Consider the following 17235-nt stretch of genomic DNA (forward strand, 5'->3'; position numbering starts at 1 on the left):
AACATATTTCGGCCTGTCCTTGCTCTTCTTTAATTCATTTAATTTAAGTCTAGTTAGGACTAACTGAGTCTCTTATTTCATCAAGTTCATCCGTTGTCATTCCAAGGGCTGAACGTACTGTAATTTCTCCCGAATCAATCATATCTTCGATTTCCTTAATATAATCTCGTAAATCTTGATCTACGTTTTCTTGATAGAATTCGTTATTCGCCAACCCAACAGCCTCTTCCTTGATTCCTAAAGCTTCTGCCTCACCATAGGGAAGCGTTCCTTCTATATGCATCCCAACGGCACGAAGGATGGAGTTATCCACTCTCTTTAACATAGAGGTTAAAACAAAAGCTGCTTTTTCTGGATCTGATTCCGCAAATACCAAAGCTTGATCTGAATCCACACCAATAGCATATCTTCCCACTTCTGCTGCAGCATCAATTTGTCCAAGACCTGCTTGTCCAGCAACATTAAAGCCAATGTCTACACCATCGTTATATTGGGCTAAAGCCATTTCTTTTCCACGAGGAGAATCAGAAAAATCACCGATATAAGATACATAAACTTTTATATCTTCATCCTCGTACAAGGCTCCTTCAATGTATCCTACCAAGAAATCATTAATAACTGGTATGTCCATACCACCTAAAAATCCAATTAATTTCTGACTATCATCTGCTAATTCCATATCTGAATTGGTTACGTTTGCCGCTAACACTCCAGCCAAAAATGCACCTTCATTTTGTTTGTATTGAATGGAATAAACATTATCCAATCCACCTAGGCTATAATCAACAGAAGTGTCAAAAATAATGTATCGATTATCTGGGAATTCAGGCGCTATTTCCTCCAAATATTCCTGCATTTGCCAGGTTCCTAACACAATGATATCCCAATCCTGCTCAGACACATCCCAAAGGGTAGGTTCCCAACTTGTTTGATCATAGGACATTTCAATTGTTCTTACATTTGCTCCATATTCTTCTTCCACTAATTGCATTCCATTGTGGGATGAATCAAAGAAAGATCGATCACCTAAAGTACCATTGATTAACAACACAATATCAAGTTGATCATCACTCGGTTCAGCTTCTTCACCATTTTCAGTAGGCTCTTCTGTACCTGTTGGCTCTGCCGGCTCCTCTGGCTCATCAGGACCTCCACAACCTGTTGCTACCAATGCCAAAACAAGTAGAATCATCAATAAAATACTTCCATACTTTTTCAATTAAAACTCCCCCTCTTTCTTTGTTGTCAGACAAAGGACAACGTTTTTTTTCTACATATCAATATTACTCCATTTGCAAGTACTAGTCAATCTTTAAGATTCATAAATCACTCTTCTAATAAGGAAAAATTTATCTCTCTTTGCATCATATTGACATCATCTACTCTTACCTTAACACTATCACCAATGGTATAGGTTTTTTTAGTTCTTTCTCCCGTAAGTTTCAAATGGTCCGAATCATATTGGTAGTAATCATCATCCATATCGCTAAGTCGAACCAGCCCTTCAACCGAATTATCCAGTTCTATAAAGATACCAAATGAGGTAACGCTAGAGATCAGTCCTTTAAATTCCATCCCTATTCGATCTAACATAAAGATCGCTTTTTTCAAATCAATCGACTCTCTCTCCGCTTCTTCTGCGATACGTTCCACTTCTGAAGCATGTCTAGCCATTTCTTCCAGCCTAGAAATCATTTTCTTTTCCTCTGAGCTTTCCATAGATCTCTGATGAGATATATGATTTTTAATAATTCGATGAATTGCCAAATCTGGATATCTTCTAATCGGTGACGTGAAGTGACTATAGTAGGTGGCTGCTAATCCATAATGGCCCAAAGGTTCCGTTGTATAACGTGCTTTTTTAAGAGAACGAAGCATCATAGTATTAATTACTTTTACTTCTGGCTTTTCAGCTATTTCTTTAAGGAGCAATTGTAGGGTTTTAGGATGGATTTCACTTTGTTTTCCTTTAAGTGTATATCCAAAATTAAAAACAAACTGACTAAACTTCATCATTCTTTCAGGATCAGGATCTTCATGGACTCTATAAACAAACGGATGTTTGAGCCAATAAAAATGCTCAGCAACTGTTTCGTTGCAAACCAGCATAAATTCTTCAATGATTCGATTAGCAGTCCTCCGCTTTTCCGGTACGATGTCTACAGGATAACCATATTCATCAAGTAATACCTTGGACTCTGGAAAGTCAAAATCAATGGCTCCCCGCTCTTCTCGCTTTAATCGCAATAGATGGAACAGCTCTTTCATCTTAAAAAAGTCCTCCGCTAACTCTTGATACTTTTCTATTAATGCTTCATCATTATGCTCTACAATATCACTGACATCTTCATAAATCATTCGTGCATTAGTACATATTATAGACTCCACTATATCATGGTGGAGAACCTTTCCCTCCTTATTGATATCCATAAATACAGATAAAGCCAGTCGATCTACCCTTGGATTAAGACTGCAAATTCCATTGGAAATTTGAGGAGGAAGCATCGGTATCACCCTGTCCACCAAATAGACGCTTGTAGCTCTTTGATGAGCTTCCTTATCTAAATTGCTTCCATGCCGAACATAGTGAGCCACGTCTGCTATATGAACACCTAGGCGATATACCTCTTCCTTTAGGCTTTCTATAGAAACGGCATCGTCAAGATCTTTGGCATCGGCTCCATCAATGGTTACCATACGTAAATTTCTTAAATCTTTTCGACGATTCACTTCTTCTTCAGAAATATCTTGAGGAATGAGATCTGCTTCTTTCAATACTTTTTTGGGAAAAATCTCTGAAAGCTGATGTTTTTTAATGATGGCTTTCATATCGGTTTCAGGTTGTTGTGGATCTCCAAGAATTTCGATAATTTTCCCTTCTGGATTGCGTCGGTTTTCTGGCCATGAAGTTATTTTACACACTATTTTGTGACCATTATCAGCTTTGATACTCTGCTTACCAGGAATAAAAATGTCTGCATGAAACCGCTGATCATCTGGAACGCAAAAGCCATGTTTTTTACTTTTCTCATATGTTCCAACAATTTCCACCAAACCACGCTTCAGAATACGTACAATCTCACCCTCAGCTTTATGTTCTTCCGTTGGTTCGTATTTAACTTTCACTAACACAAAATCTCGATGTAGCGCTCCTTTCATCATGTTAGGCGATATAAAAACTGAGTTTATGTCTGCGTCCACTGAATCAACAAATCCATACCCTTTCCAATGACCAATTAGCGTCCCCGTCATATAACCCATTTTTTCTGGTATTCCATAACGCTTGTGCCGATTGCGCATAATTTGGCCACTAGTTTCCATTTCATCCATGACTTTTTTAAAGATTTTTTTTTGTTCCTTATGGATATTCAGTTCTTCCATTAATTCTTCTAATAATAACGGTTTGTAGGCTTTCTCTTTCATAAACAGTATAATTGTATCTTTAATAATTGCTCCCCCTTTTCGATTTGATATGATCAATTTACTTTATATTGATGGTGGTTCTATCTTTACTTTTACCACCATTCCTTGGCATAAAACAGAAGATCCGATATTACTGGCACAATTAAAAATCTGTGCAATAAGTATAGCATAGGCACCCCTATGTAAAACAAAGGTTTTTTTGTCTTATGCTTCCATATATACATTCCTATCAATACACCTACCCCACCGCCTAATACCGGTAATAGGAGTAGCTTTTTTTCAGGTATTCTCCAATAGTGTTTGACAGATTTCCTCTTATCCCAACCCATTAATACAAAAGCACACAGGTTTATAAAAAGATAATAAATAACTCCCATGCAGTTCACTCCATTTTATTGTGTTGTAAAACAAAGAAAACCCCCTTTAAAACTGCCTAAAAGGGGGTCTGTTCCATATGCTTTAGAAAAGATTCGTTAGGGCACCACCAAAAGCTATAAAAAGAGGTGCAAACACAACAGATACAATGGTCATCAATTTTATCAAAATGTTGATTGATGGTCCAGAAGTATCTTTAAAAGGGTCTCCTACTGTATCGCCAACAACAGCTGCTTTGTGGGGCTCACTTCCTTTACCCCCATGGTGACCTTCTTCAATATACTTTTTTGCATTATCCCATGCTCCACCTGCATTCGCCATCATAATCGCCAGCAACACACCAGCACCAAGGGCTCCAGCCAAAAGTCCTCCTACAGCTGCAGGACCTAATAACAGTCCCATCAAAATCGGTGCCAAGACAGCTAATAGTCCAGGAAAAACCATTTCTCTCAAAGCTGCCGCCGTACTAATATCAACACAATTTGCATAATCAGGCTTACCTGTGCCTTCCATAATACCATCTATGGTTTTAAATTGTCTTCTTACTTCTTCAATCATTTCGTTTGCTGCTTTGCCAACCGCTTCCATGGTTAAGGCTGAAAACAAGAATGGCAACATCGATCCGATCAACATTCCAGCAATCACAGTTGGCTCTGTCAAATCAATGGAAGAAAGACCTACTGCAGCAGTATAAGTAGCGAAAAGAGCCAATGCAGTCAATGCTGCAGATCCTATAGCAAACCCTTTCCCAATAGCTGCCGTAGTATTCCCAACCGCATCTAATTTGTCTGTGATTTTTCGAACACTGCTTGGTAGTTCGCACATTTCTGCAATACCACCAGCGTTATCAGCAATAGGTCCATAGGCATCTACGGCTATGGTCATACCCGCTGTAGCCAACATTCCTACCGCAGCCAGAGCGATTCCATATAAACCAGCTGATGCGTAAGCAACTAGAATTCCAACTACAATAAATAAGATTGGCCACACTGTTGAAAGCATACCTACAGCCAAACCACTAATAATGGTTGTCGCAGGTCCTGTCTCACATTGTTTTGCAATCCTTTTAACAGCTTCATAATCACCTGATGTGTATACTTCTGTTACTTTACCAATTAACATTCCCACAATCAGGCCAATAACAACTGCTAAAAATCCTCCCAAATCTCCCAATAAAGACCGGCTGAGTAGGAAAGCTGCCACTACTGTAATAGCACCACTCACATACGTGCCACGATGAAGTGCTTTTGCTGGATCTGAATCTTCATCACCTTTTACAAAAAATGTAGCAATAACAGACGCTATAATCCCAACAGCCGCAAGTACTAAGGGAAATAGAGCACCATTCATGCCATGTGCAATCAATCCCAGTGAAATAGCTGATATGATAGACCCCACATATGACTCAAAAAGATCTGCTCCCATACCAGCTACGTCCCCTACGTTATCGCCAACATTATCCGCAATAACTGCTGGATTTCTAGGGTCATCTTCAGGAATACCCGCTTCAACCTTTCCAACTAGATCTGCACCTACATCGGCGGCTTTCGTATAAATGCCACCACCAACACGTCCAAATAGAGCGATAGAAGATGCCCCTAAGGCAAAACCGGTAATAATGGACGCCGCTGATTCAGCACCTTCTGAAGCAGTGAGAAAAATAAACAATCCTCCCACACCGAGAAGACCAAGCCCAACTACTGACATCCCCATGACAGCACCCCCAGAGAAGGCAACCCCTAGAGCTTTGTTCATGCCACCTTCCATAGCAGCATTAGCTGTTCGAACATTGGCTTTTGTTGCCACTTTCATGCCAAAAAAACCAGCAAATCCAGAAAACAACGCTCCAAATAAGAAGCACACAGCCGTTAGAAAATTAATTCCTACAGCCAATACCACAGCTAGAACCACTACAAATATTACTAGGGTTTTATACTCCCTCTGTAAGAAAGTCATAGCCCCTTCATGTATGTAGGAAGCAATTTCTTTCATCCGATCTGTTCCAGCTTCCACTTTTTCTATTTTTTGTGACAACATAAATGCAAAAATTAGTGCAATGACACCTGCCACAGGTGCAAAATAAAAATAACCCATTTTTCTGTGTCCCTCCTATTTAGTTTTTACTCTATTACTGAATTGCAACAAGTATAATTGCAACAACAATAAACAGTATCGCACCTGCTGTAGTTACTTTTTTCAAAACACTTTCATAGCCTCTGCCTTCCTTTCCGAAAAGCTGCTCGGATCCACCAGCAATTGATCCTGATAAACCTGCGCTTTTACCAGACTGCAGTAATATACTTGCGATCAGTACAATTGATGCAATAACTTGTAAAATCATTAGAACGATTCTAAATCCACCCATGCTCACACCTCCTATGCTATGTCGTTAACAAAGATATTCTATCATAGAGGTACTTTAAAATCAACAATCTTTTAATTTCAATGTATTTATTCAATCCTCCTACCATCTCTATCCAAATACTTGTAAATAAAGACTGTTCTAAGGCAGTCTTCATATGGTCTTAGCTTGCCAAAGCCTAAGCCGAAGGAAATCTCCTTCGGCTTAGGTGATGAATTAAGCTATTCTTTATTTCAGATTGTAAAAAACATTTCCACCAAACTCAGCTGTATCGGCCAACATATCTTCGATACGCAGTAATTGATTGTATTTGGCTACCCGGTCTGTTCTTGCCGGTGCACCAGTTTTGATCTGTCCAGCATTCACTGCTACCGCAAAATCTGCAATGGTATTGTCTTCAGTTTCACCAGAACGATGAGAAATAACGCAGGTGAATCCAGCTCGCTTAGCCATTTCAATAGTATCAAGGGTTTCAGTAATACTGCCGATCTGATTTAGTTTTATCAAAATTGAATTAGCACTTTTTTCTTCAATCCCTCGTTTAAGGCGCTCTGTATTGGTAACGAAGATGTCATCCCCTACAATCTGAATACGATGCCCTAAACGTTTTGTCATTTCCTGCCATCCACTCCAGTCTTCTTCTGCTAGACCATCTTCAACGGAGATGATAGGGTATTTTTCCAACAAGCTTTCGTAATAGTCAACCATCTCACTGGCGGTTTTAATAACCCCTTCACCTGTCAGTTCATAAACACTTTTTTCCTCATTGTAAAAACTTGAGGCTGCAGCATCAATAGCAATTTTCAGATCCTCGCCAGGTTGATACCCAGCTTTTTCAATGGCTTCTATGATAACTTTTAATGCTTCTTCATTGGATTCTAGATTAGGTGCAAAACCACCTTCATCCCCTACACCTGTAGCTAGACCTCTTTCTTTCAAAACTTTTTTAAGATTATGATACACTTCTGTACACATACGTAAACCTTCTTTAAAGGTCTTTGCTCCTAGTGGCATCACCATGAATTCCTGGATATCAACGTTGTTATCTGCATGGGCACCGCCATTAAGAATGTTCATCATTGGAGTTGGAAGATGTTTGCTGTTCACGCCTCCCAAGTATTGAAATAACGGCAATTCCAAACTTTTTGCCGCAGCTCTAGCAGTTGCCATGGAGACTCCCAAAATTGCATTGGCTCCTAGTCTACTTTTATTTGACGTACCATCTAATGTCAACAAATTTTTATCTAAGCTAATTTGATCCGTGGCATCCATGCCTATGATTTCTGGAGCAATAGCACTATTTACGTTATCAACAGCTTGCATAACACCTTTGCCTAGATACCGGTCTGCATCTCCATCCCTCAGCTCTACAGCTTCAAAAATTCCGGTAGAAGCACCGGATGGAACAATGGCACTTCCCATGGTTCCATCTTCTAAATACACTTCTACTTCGATAGTAGGATTTCCCCTAGAGTCCAAAACTTCTCGTGCATAAACATCTGCAATTATTGACATTTCTTTCACTCCTCATTCCTTGTATTTATGATTTTAAAAGTGATTTACCAGTCATTTCTTTAGGTTTTTCCAATCCTAAGATTTCCAATAGCGTAGGCGCCAGATCACATAGTTTTCCATTACTTAACAATTCAACACCTTCCATTCCAACTGCTATTAAAGGAACTGGATTGGTTGTATGGGCTGTTAAGGTTTTACCTGTTATCTCCTCTACTAATTCTTCTGAATTCCCATGATCCGAGGTAATCAACATCGCACCATTTTGCTCAAGTACTTTAAAAACAATTCTTCCAAGGCATTCATCTACGGTTTCCAATGCTTTTACCACCGCATCCATTACTCCAGTATGGCCAACCATATCCGGGTTTGCAAAGTTTACGATAATTAAATCCAAATCATTACTTTCCATTCGACTTAGCAGTGCCTCCGTAACTTTAGCCGCACTCATTTCAGGTTGCAAATCATACGTAGCTACTTTGGGAGATGGAACGAGAATTCTCTCTTCTCCTTCATAAGCCACTTCTACTCCACCATTTAAAAAATATGTGACATGTGCATATTTTTCGGTTTCTGCAATCCTAAGCTGTTTTTTATTAGCTTTTGACAAAACCTCTCCCAGTGTATTGTGAAGACTTTGGGGTGCAAATGCAATTTCAGGACCAAGCATAGTCTTATCATACTGCGTCATCGTAACACAATAAAGAGGGATGTATCCTTTAGGTCTTTCAAAAAAAGAAAATTCTTCATCCACAAGGGCTCTTGTCATCTGACGTGCTCTGTCTGGTCGGAAATTGAAAAATATAACTGCATCATTGTCCTTGATTTGATATAGGTTTTCTTCCGCTCCCTTAATAACTGTAGGCTTAACAAATTCATCTGTCTCTCCACGATAGTAAGACTGGTTAATAGCATCCAGAGCCGATTCTGCAACTCTAGCTTCACCTGTTACCATTGCTTTATAGGCCATCTCAGTACGATCCCAGCGTTTATCCCGATCCATAGCATAGTATCTTCCAGAAATCGTTGCTATTTTTCCAATTTCTAAAGAAATCATTTTTTCTTCTAATGCTTCAATATAGTCAAGGGCGCTTTGCGGCGATGTATCCCGACCATCTAAAAAGCAGTGGACGGCAACTTGTTCTATTTCATGGAATTTAGCCATCTCCAGAAGTGCATAAAGATGATTGAGATGACTATGTACACCACCATCCGATACAAGACCCATTAAATGAAGTGTTTTACCCTCAGAAGCTGCATAGTGCATGGCGCTCCTTAAAACATCATTTTCAAAAAAATGCCCCTCTTCTATAGATTGACTAATACGGGTTAATTCCTGGTAAACAACACGTCCAGCTCCTATGTTTAAATGGCCAACTTCCGAGTTGCCCATTTGACCATCTGGTAAACCAACAGCAAATCCACTGGCCTGAAGCTGTGTTTTTGGATTTTCTGTTATTAGTTGTTTATAAACTGGCATTTTTGCTGCTTCTACAGCATTCCCTTTTGTATTCTTACCAATTCCCAATCCATCCAGTATCAATAATACAACAGGCTTTTTCATAAAAGTTCTTCCTCTCTGATGCTTAACTACTTTAGAAATTGATAATGCCAACAAACTCCTTAGCTTTTAGACTGGCACCACCAACCAATGCCCCATCAATATCTTTAGATTCCATAATTTCTGTTATATTGTCTGGTTTTACACTACCACCATATAGAATTCTTATTTGTTCAGAAAGATCGTCTCCATATTTTGTAGCCAACCACCGTCTTATAAATCCAGTTGCTTCTGCTGCCTGATCAGGCGTTGCAGTTTTCCCTGTTCCAATCGCCCAAAGCGGTTCATAAGCAACCACCATCTTAGCTGCTTCTGCCGCGGTAACGGTTTCTGTATCCTTTTGCAGTTGTGCGTGAAGCACCTCATTCATCCGTTCTGCTTCCCGTTCTTCAAGGGTTTCACCAATACAAAGAATTGGTATTAACTGTTTCTCAAATGCTTTTTTTAATTTCATTTGAATCTGATGGTCTGTCTCTCCAAAAATCTGACGACGTTCGGAATGACCTAAAATAACATAAGAAACCCCAGCTTCCTTCAACATATCCCCCGATATTTCTCCTGTAAAAGCACCAGTATTTTCCCAGTGCATATTTTGAGCACCAAGTTTTATACCCGTATTCTTCAACGCATCATGGAGACTATGCAATAGAGTGGCTGGACAACAAACTGCCACCTCAACATCCGTATTTCCCATCCCTTTTGAGATAGATTCCACTAATTCAATCCCTGATTGACGAGTCATATTCATTTTCCAATTCCCTGCAATAAACGGAATTCTCATAAAAATCTCCTTTCAAATGGATTTCATGGTTGACTAAATCCACTACTGTTTCTCAGCTATGGCTTTTATACCAGGCAATAATTTTCCTTCCAAAAATTCCAAAGAAGCACCACCACCAGTGGAAATATGTGTCATAGACTGAGCAAAACCCATTTCTTCAACAGCCGCCGCACTATCTCCTCCGCCTATAATTGTGATGGCTTTGGATTTAGCCATGGATTCCGCCACTGCTTTTGTCCCTTTCGCAAAGTTTTTTATTTCAAAAACACCCATTGGTCCATTCCAAATTACTGTACTTGCATTCACAATTCGCTCTTCAAAAAGACCTATGGTTTTAGGGCCTATATCTACGCCAATTCCATTTTCTGGTATTTGATGAATTTCAGCTATTTCATAGGGAGCGTTTTCCGACACCTCACTAGCAGAAACTACATCTACAGGCAATATAAAGGCTACTCCCTTTTTTTCTGCTTTAAATATTAAGTCCCGTGCCATTTCTATCTTATCTTCTTCCAAAAGCGATTGTCCAATTTCAAATCCTTCTGCCTTTAGAAAGGTAAAAGCCATCCCACCACCAATTAAAACAACGTCTACTTTATCCATTAAGTTTTCAATCACACCTATTTTATCAGACACTTTTGCCCCCCCTAAAACCGCTACAAATGGTTTTTTAGGTTTTTCAAGTGCTTTTCCCATAATGTCAACTTCTTTTTCAATAAGAAAACCCATGGCAGAAGGCAAAAAATCAGCCAATCCTGCAGTGGAGCAATGGGCACGATGTGCTGTTCCAAAAGCATCATTCACATAAACTGTTCCAAGTTTAGCCAGCTCTTTACTAAAGGAAGCATCGTTTTTTTCTTCTTCTTTTCGAAATCGCAAGTTTTGAATCAACATGATTTCACCTGGCTTTAAAGTCTCTGCTATTTGTTGTGTTTTTTTCCCCGTCACTAAATCGTCATCCACAAATCGAATCTTAATCTTTAGTAATTTTTCTAGCCTTGTGGCAATAGGTTCAAGTGTTAACCCTGGCTTCGCCTCTCCCTTCGGTCTTCCAAGATGGGACATTAAAATAATTGAGGCATTGGCCTTAAGAAGATATTCAATTGTTGGTAAAGACGCTCTAATACGACTGTCATCCGTAATGCTTCCTGATTTATCCATAGGTACGTTAAAATCACATCTCACTAGAACTTTTTCGCCTTCCAATTTCATGTCTTTCATTCTTCTTTTGTTTAAAATTGACATAGCTTTCCTCCTTCATTTAAGGACTAAATTCGATTTAATAATCTTTGCGAAATGGTTCATCACTGATATTGTGAACCTTGTGTGGATAGATACCCATATTCCCCAGTTCAAGAACAGTATTTTTACTGCAAAGATATTATTCACAACATCAATAAAAAAAGAACAGGTGCATTTACACTATGCACTGCTCTCATTATATGCGAAAAGATAAATCATTTTCAAGCTGTTACTATTTAATATCGTTTTCTTTTGGAAGAGGATGGAATTTTCATATCTTCCCGATATTTTGCGACGGTTCTTCTAGATATTTTAATACCTTTTGTCGCCAATATAGTAGCAATCCGATCATCGCTTAAGGGCTTTTTAGCGTCTTCTTCCTCAAGAATTTCACGAATATAGTTTTTAATGCTTTCAGATGCAAAACCATCACCAGCATCATTCGAAACGCCACTGGAAAAGAAATATTTAAGTTCAAAAGTGCCAACAGGTGTTTCCACATATTTTCCATTCGTTGCACGGCTGACTGTAGATTCATGCACATCAATTTCTTCAGCAATTTCTTTGAGAGTCATTGGTTTCAGATGTTTTTTTCCATATTCAAAAAAGCATCTTTGCTTTTCCACTACTTTTTCTACTACTTTATAGATGGTCTGCATTCGCTGTTCAATACTCTTAATAAGCCACATCGCGTTATTAAATTTATCATTCAAAAACTTAACCGCCTCATCATTCTCCACACCATTAGACAACATTTTTTTATAATCTTTCCGAATCGTTAATCGTGGTGTATTTCGATCATTAGGAACAATATAGTAATCATTTCCAATTTTCTTTACCACTACATCTGGTACCACATACCGATTGTCAATACTGGCATATTTCCTTCCAGGTTTAGGCTCAAGGGTTTTTAAGAAATCACAGATATTCTGTACTTGTTCCGTAGAAATGTTTAATTTTTTTGCAATCAGAGGGGATTTGTTGCTGGCAACTTCATCAAGACAAGAATCAATTATGGTGTAAACGTTTTCATCTTCAATGCCTAATTGACGGCATTGAATCATCAAACACTCACTAAGATCACGAGCTGCAACGCCATGTGGATCAAAGGTTTGAATAATGCCCAAAACACTTTCCACAGTACCTACTTCCTGATGCAAGTGTTCTGCAACTTCCTTGACAGATACTCGTAAATAACCATTGTCATCTAGACTATCAATAATGTACTCGCCTATTTCATGAAACTCCGCTTCTAAATAAGTCATATTAAATTGAAATAGCAAATGATCTTGTAACGTTGGGTTTTGAAAAATAATGTTTTCATAATTGAAATCATTATCACTATTATGATGAAAAGCCTCTTTGCAATATTCGTAATTATCAAAGTCCTCGGCGTACTCTTTCCAGTCAACTTTTTGTTCTTCTACTGGCTCTTCTTTAACCTTCTTATCTTCTTCACTGATTTCAATCATAGGATTATTTTCAATTTGTTGTTCAATGTATTCTTCAAGTTCCAAGGATGTGAATTGCAATATCTTAATGGCTTGACGTAACTGGGGCGTCATAACTAATTTTTGTGTCTGCTCCAGATTAAGGTTAAAGCCCATTTCCATATTCATCGCCTCCTGATTCGACCATACAAGCTATTTTCCGCTGTTGGCTTATCAAGAACATTATACCATTTTTTTGACAAATCATAAAGTCAAAAACAAAATTATTATCAATTTGGCATATTTTTTGCATATTCACCGATTGCTTCAACACTCTTTTTCTTGATAGACTAAATAGCCAGATTTTTTCAACTGTTCTATTCCTAGATCTAGATTTTTTTCACTCACCAACAGAACTGGTCCTGTACACCCCATGCCACTTTCAGCGTAAATTTCCTCTTTCCATAAAAGCTGCATAGCATGCTCTACATCCATGATATCAATGCCAGTAATTCCATGGGTCACTGGTTCCCCCAATGGTGTTATCACTGACTTTTCCTGTGTGTTGTTATTTTTAATCATCTGCATCCCATCAAGAATATCTGTTAAGCCTGCTCTTCGAGCACTTTGAAATTCTCTTTTTGCAACAGTTATTAGATCTCCCCTCACTAATTGGGCCGCAAAACGAATAGCATTTTCTATCACTTGTTCCCCTGACGTTCTGGAAATAACCATGATAATTTGATCATAAAACTCACCAATTCCTGGTCCATAACCAGCTCCAATAGTTTCAACGTGGCCACCACTCATAAATGAAGCACACATCTTCATGGTTATATTGCCAGTAAGAGAATCCTGTACCAATACATCGGGTGTACCAGCAATAATGTCATTTCCTCTCATAATGCACCCAGAATCTGATCTCATGGACTTTGCAAATTGGATAGAATACCCACGATCATTCATCTGAAGTAATGCTTTTTCCACTTGTCTGGCGCCTTCCACGTTCAAAATTCCCACTTTAGGTTTTCTGTTTCCCATGGTTTTTGCAACAATGATGCCATATAGTGCATTCAGGGTCATAGCAACTCCTCTATTAATCGCAGATGAACCAGATGTTGTTGCTAGGTACATCTGTTCACCCTTTCCCATGGTAGTCATTTTACCTACAGATGCAACTCCCATAGGGTATGTGTAATGCGTAGTGATACACGCATCAATAATTCCGTGTTTCAGCATCGTTTCCATTTTATGATGCGCCTGCTCTTCACTTAACGCTTCAAACTGTAGTAATTCAGTTTTTTGTTTAGGACCAATTAATACCACTTCAAAGTCACAACTTTGAGCCGTAGTAATTTCAGCAGCTTTTATCCAATTCTCAATGTCCGTTTCTCTTCCATGTGTTGTCAATCCGATTTTAATCTTGCCAGTTTTTTTACTCGTTTCTAACATATCTGCCATTTCATCAAGTAGGTGGCTCATAATGTTACGAGTATCCTTTTGTTCTGTCATTGATTTACACCTCAGTCTTCATTCGTTTCTTCCTCTAATAGTTCTTTAGCCATTCTTCTCATCATCTTAGCCATCATTTTTCGCATATCTTCTTCTGACATGGTCTTATCAGATCGATCTTCTATGTCACTTTTGTTTTTTTCAAGTACAAAGGAAATGCCATCAAACTGATTTGTGAGCCTTGCTAGAAATAAGCTTCCCTTTCCAATAATCATAGCTCGTGTAATATCTCCATTCAGAATGGCTTTCCGTGCGTGTCCAATATAGGGTATTCCAGATGGTATATGCCCTTGTGTAGGTGCCCATCCTGGAAATCCATGTTTTTCAGCAAAAGTAGAGACTTCTTTTTGATCCAATTCTTCTCGTTTAACTCCTAAGGCTGCAATCATTTTATAATTAGCTTCTGGAACATCTCCTGCCCCTGCCGGCCTTGTAATGTCAGGATTTTGCATTTCTACAGAATATCGATCAACATCTTTTAACTTGAGACCTCCCTTATCTAAAGGAGTTGTAATTAATGAAGTGATGACTGCTTGAGGGGATGATCCTGTAGATACGGTGTGTTTTCCCATAAGATCAGTTCGAATGATAGGATTCAAACCATCGTTCTCACCAATCAACACGGCAAACCCCGCCACCATATCTTCTAAAACTGGCATCCCTCTACGAATATGCTCTTTGGCGTTCATCGCAAGCTTTGCTGAAGTTCCGCCAGCAACCACCAATACATTTCGATGAATACCTGCCTGCACTAGGGCTGAAGCTTCCAGAATAGCATGCACAGGTGCTGCACAAAAAGCACGTGTATCCGATCCCGAAGCATTTACAGCTCCTATCCCCTCTGCCACAGCTTTCGCAAAGTTTCCGCCACCTCTTTGATTCATATCACCGGCAGCACTTTCAGAGCACTCAATAACATAATCTATTTCAGAAGCTTCAATTTGATTTCGATCCATGAGATTCCATGCGGTTAGCATCCCCGAAGCTTTTGTCACAATGTTCTCAAAAAATACTTCAGCTGTCAAGTTTGGATCAAACTCATGAGCTCGTTTCACACACCCAACTACTTGATCATCAATAATCAGAGGCATCGCCTTCATATTCTTGATATGATATACAATATTCTCTTCTGTTTCCCCTTCTTTTAAACGACGAAGTCTTGCTTCGTTAAATAGAGGATGTTGCATCAATTTTTTTCTTATTTTTGATACAAATCCCTTTTCTAATCGTATCAACTCAAATACATCCGCCATCTTTAATACTCCTACAAATTCATCTTGGCTCATAATTTCTCCATGAGCACCAAAACGTTCAGCATTTTCAGCCGGCTTATCATACCAAGGTAAATCATAATGCCTCAAATCTTCTGGAGACATTTCTCCAATATACACTTGATGAGGCATATATTCCACTACATCCTGAAAAGACCTTAATGATTTTGGTAGTTCAGCCAAAAAGGAAGAGTTTGTATCCACCCTTTTTTCCATAGACGCAAAGACACTGTTGTGCCTTACAAAATCAGGCACATGAACCAACGTATATCCTTCCCCACGGATCACTGCATATTTCACATAAATCCCTCCCATTTCTATAAATTATAACCCTTAGCTTCCTCCTCCCAACATTTCCTCCCCAAAACCCAGATCTCGATCCATGGTTTCCCTAGAGCATTTTGGGGAATCCCCACTGTCTTAATACTTCATAGGACATTAAAGCAACCGCATTAGAAAGATTTAAAGACCTTGCATCACGATGACTAATCATAGGTACTTTTGTTAGGTAATTCAAAAATCGATTTAAAATATCATCAGGTAAGCCTGCTGTTTCCTTTCCAAAAAGAAGGTACGTTGGCTTCGGATACACATAATCACTATACAGAGATTTGGCTTTCGTTGTTGCACAGTATATATTGCTGGATGGATGTACCGTTAAAAATTCTTCAAAACTTTCGTATTCATGCAAATCCAATAAGTGCCAATAGTCTAAGCCTGCACGTTTCACCTGTCTACTGTCCAAAGAAAAACCCATAGGTTTGATGATATGAAGACTCGCTCCCGTAAGAACGCATGTCCTTGCAATGTTTCCTGTGTTTTGTGGTATTTCTGGTTCATGTAATACAATATTTAGTGCCATATTTTCCTCCCGAAACGAATGTCGTAATGATTACACAGATTATACCATATTTCATTGCACCTGCAATCTGGCTTTATCTGTGAAATTTTCTTATTTTGGGGTATCCATATGTTAAACCTCTTATAGGAGTTGTTATCCCATGAAACCAATGACCAGTTCTATCACACATTTTTATCATAGTGGATTTTCAGTAGATACGATTAATCACTTCCTTGTATTCGACTATGTATTGCCACTCGATGAAAAAACACCGAATTCGACAGAAGGGTGGATCGATTCGAAATTATTGAAAGAAAAAGATAATGTTTATGTTTTTGTAAGCCATCACCATAGTGATCATTTTATGCCAGAAATACTCAGCTGGTCTCAACACCATTCAAATATTCACTATATCTTTAGCTCTGATGTACCTGTCGGTCAGCAACAAAATTTTCATTTTGTAAACCCTGGGGATTTTTTAAAAATTAATGAAGTAACCATTAAAAGCTATGGCTCCACTGATGAAGGAGTTTCTTTTCTTGTGAATGTTGATCAATTGTCTTTTTTTCATTCAGGAGACTTAAACTGGTGGCATTGGCAAGACTTCTCTTTAGAAAAACAGAAACAAGAAGAGCAAGAGTTTAAAAAAGAAATTGAATTGATCTATCACCAAAATATAGATGTAGCTTTCGTACCTGTAGATCCGCGACTAGGCGACTCCTATTACCTAGCCGGTCAGTATTTTTTTGAAAAAGTAAAGCCTAGTCTTCTTATCCCAATGCACTTTAGAGATGACTTTGGAATCACACAGGCTTTTTCCTCTAAAATGAACGTTCCAGAGAAATCTATTGCTACGCTTCATAAACGAATAGAAAAACTTTTTTTTAGTAAATCCTAAGGAAAGTCACACCAACGCTGGAATTTA

Annotated in this window: 14 protein-coding genes; 1 reads left to right on the forward strand and 13 read right to left on the reverse strand. The window is 38.6% G+C overall.

All coding sequences use genetic code 11. The features are described from left to right. Nucleotides 1-49 precede the first annotated feature (49 nt). The 13 genes from ACZ47N_RS01180 to ACZ47N_RS01240 form a co-directional block, all read right to left on the reverse strand. A complete protein-coding gene (locus ACZ47N_RS01180) occupies nucleotides 50-1219 on the reverse strand; it encodes a BMP family ABC transporter substrate-binding protein (protein WP_464887313.1) in 1170 nt (389 codons plus the stop codon). Nucleotides 1220-1326: 107 nt separating this feature from the next. Then, nucleotides 1327-3423: a ribonuclease R gene (gene rnr, locus ACZ47N_RS01185; RefSeq protein WP_464887314.1), complete on the reverse strand. Its 2097-nt coding sequence runs from the start codon at nucleotides 3421-3423 to the stop codon at nucleotides 1327-1329. A 92-nt stretch (nucleotides 3424-3515) separates the two neighbouring features. After that, the gene (locus ACZ47N_RS01190; RefSeq protein WP_464887315.1) at nucleotides 3516-3800 is read right to left on the reverse strand and encodes a DUF1294 domain-containing protein; all 285 of its coding nucleotides are present in this window, start codon (nucleotides 3798-3800) and stop codon (nucleotides 3516-3518) included. An 82-nt stretch (nucleotides 3801-3882) separates the two neighbouring features. Then, nucleotides 3883-5892: a sodium-translocating pyrophosphatase gene (locus ACZ47N_RS01195; protein ID WP_464887316.1), complete on the reverse strand. Its 2010-nt coding sequence runs from the start codon at nucleotides 5890-5892 to the stop codon at nucleotides 3883-3885. Nucleotides 5893-5926: 34 nt separating this feature from the next. Continuing rightward, nucleotides 5927-6163, reverse strand: a complete 237-nt coding sequence (secG, locus tag ACZ47N_RS01200; RefSeq protein ID WP_464887317.1) for a preprotein translocase subunit SecG — start codon at nucleotides 6161-6163, stop codon at nucleotides 5927-5929. A gap of 225 nt (nucleotides 6164-6388) precedes the next feature. Next, on the reverse strand, nucleotides 6389-7675 hold the full coding sequence (eno, locus tag ACZ47N_RS01205) for a phosphopyruvate hydratase (RefSeq protein ID WP_464887318.1): 1287 nt from the start codon (nucleotides 7673-7675) through the stop codon (nucleotides 6389-6391). 25 nt (nucleotides 7676-7700) lie between these two features. Then, nucleotides 7701-9236, reverse strand: a complete 1536-nt coding sequence (gpmI, locus tag ACZ47N_RS01210) for a 2,3-bisphosphoglycerate-independent phosphoglycerate mutase (protein WP_464887319.1) — start codon at nucleotides 9234-9236, stop codon at nucleotides 7701-7703. Nucleotides 9237-9267: 31 nt separating this feature from the next. Then, nucleotides 9268-10014: a triose-phosphate isomerase gene (gene tpiA, locus ACZ47N_RS01215; RefSeq protein ID WP_464887320.1), complete on the reverse strand. Its 747-nt coding sequence runs from the start codon at nucleotides 10012-10014 to the stop codon at nucleotides 9268-9270. Nucleotides 10015-10056: 42 nt separating this feature from the next. Further along, nucleotides 10057-11259 (reverse strand): phosphoglycerate kinase, encoded by a 1203-nt coding sequence (locus tag ACZ47N_RS01220; protein ID WP_464887321.1) that lies wholly within the window; start codon nucleotides 11257-11259, stop codon nucleotides 10057-10059. Between the two features lie 233 nt (nucleotides 11260-11492). Then, entirely contained in the window at nucleotides 11493-12869 is a 1377-nt protein-coding gene (rpoN, locus tag ACZ47N_RS01225; protein WP_464887322.1) for an RNA polymerase factor sigma-54, read from the reverse strand. Nucleotides 12870-13013: 144 nt separating this feature from the next. Then, entirely contained in the window at nucleotides 13014-14198 is a 1185-nt protein-coding gene (gene grdD, locus ACZ47N_RS01230) for a glycine/sarcosine/betaine reductase complex component C subunit alpha (RefSeq protein ID WP_464887323.1), read from the reverse strand. 11 nt (nucleotides 14199-14209) lie between these two features. Further along, nucleotides 14210-15769: a glycine/sarcosine/betaine reductase complex component C subunit beta gene (gene grdC / locus ACZ47N_RS01235; protein ID WP_464887324.1), complete on the reverse strand. Its 1560-nt coding sequence runs from the start codon at nucleotides 15767-15769 to the stop codon at nucleotides 14210-14212. A gap of 91 nt (nucleotides 15770-15860) precedes the next feature. Further along, nucleotides 15861-16331, reverse strand: coding sequence for a tRNA (cytidine(34)-2'-O)-methyltransferase (locus ACZ47N_RS01240; protein ID WP_464887325.1), 471 nt, complete (start codon nucleotides 16329-16331; stop codon nucleotides 15861-15863). Nucleotides 16332-16470: 139 nt separating this feature from the next. Here ACZ47N_RS01240 and ACZ47N_RS01245 point away from each other — a divergent pair, with 139 nt between their 5' ends. Further along, nucleotides 16471-17208 carry an MBL fold metallo-hydrolase gene (locus ACZ47N_RS01245; protein ID WP_464887326.1) on the forward strand — a complete coding sequence of 246 codons (738 nt, stop codon included), beginning with the start codon at nucleotides 16471-16473 and terminating at the stop codon, nucleotides 17206-17208. The last annotated feature ends 27 nt before the right edge of the window (nucleotides 17209-17235 follow it).

The organism is Tindallia texcoconensis, from assembly GCF_055383815.1.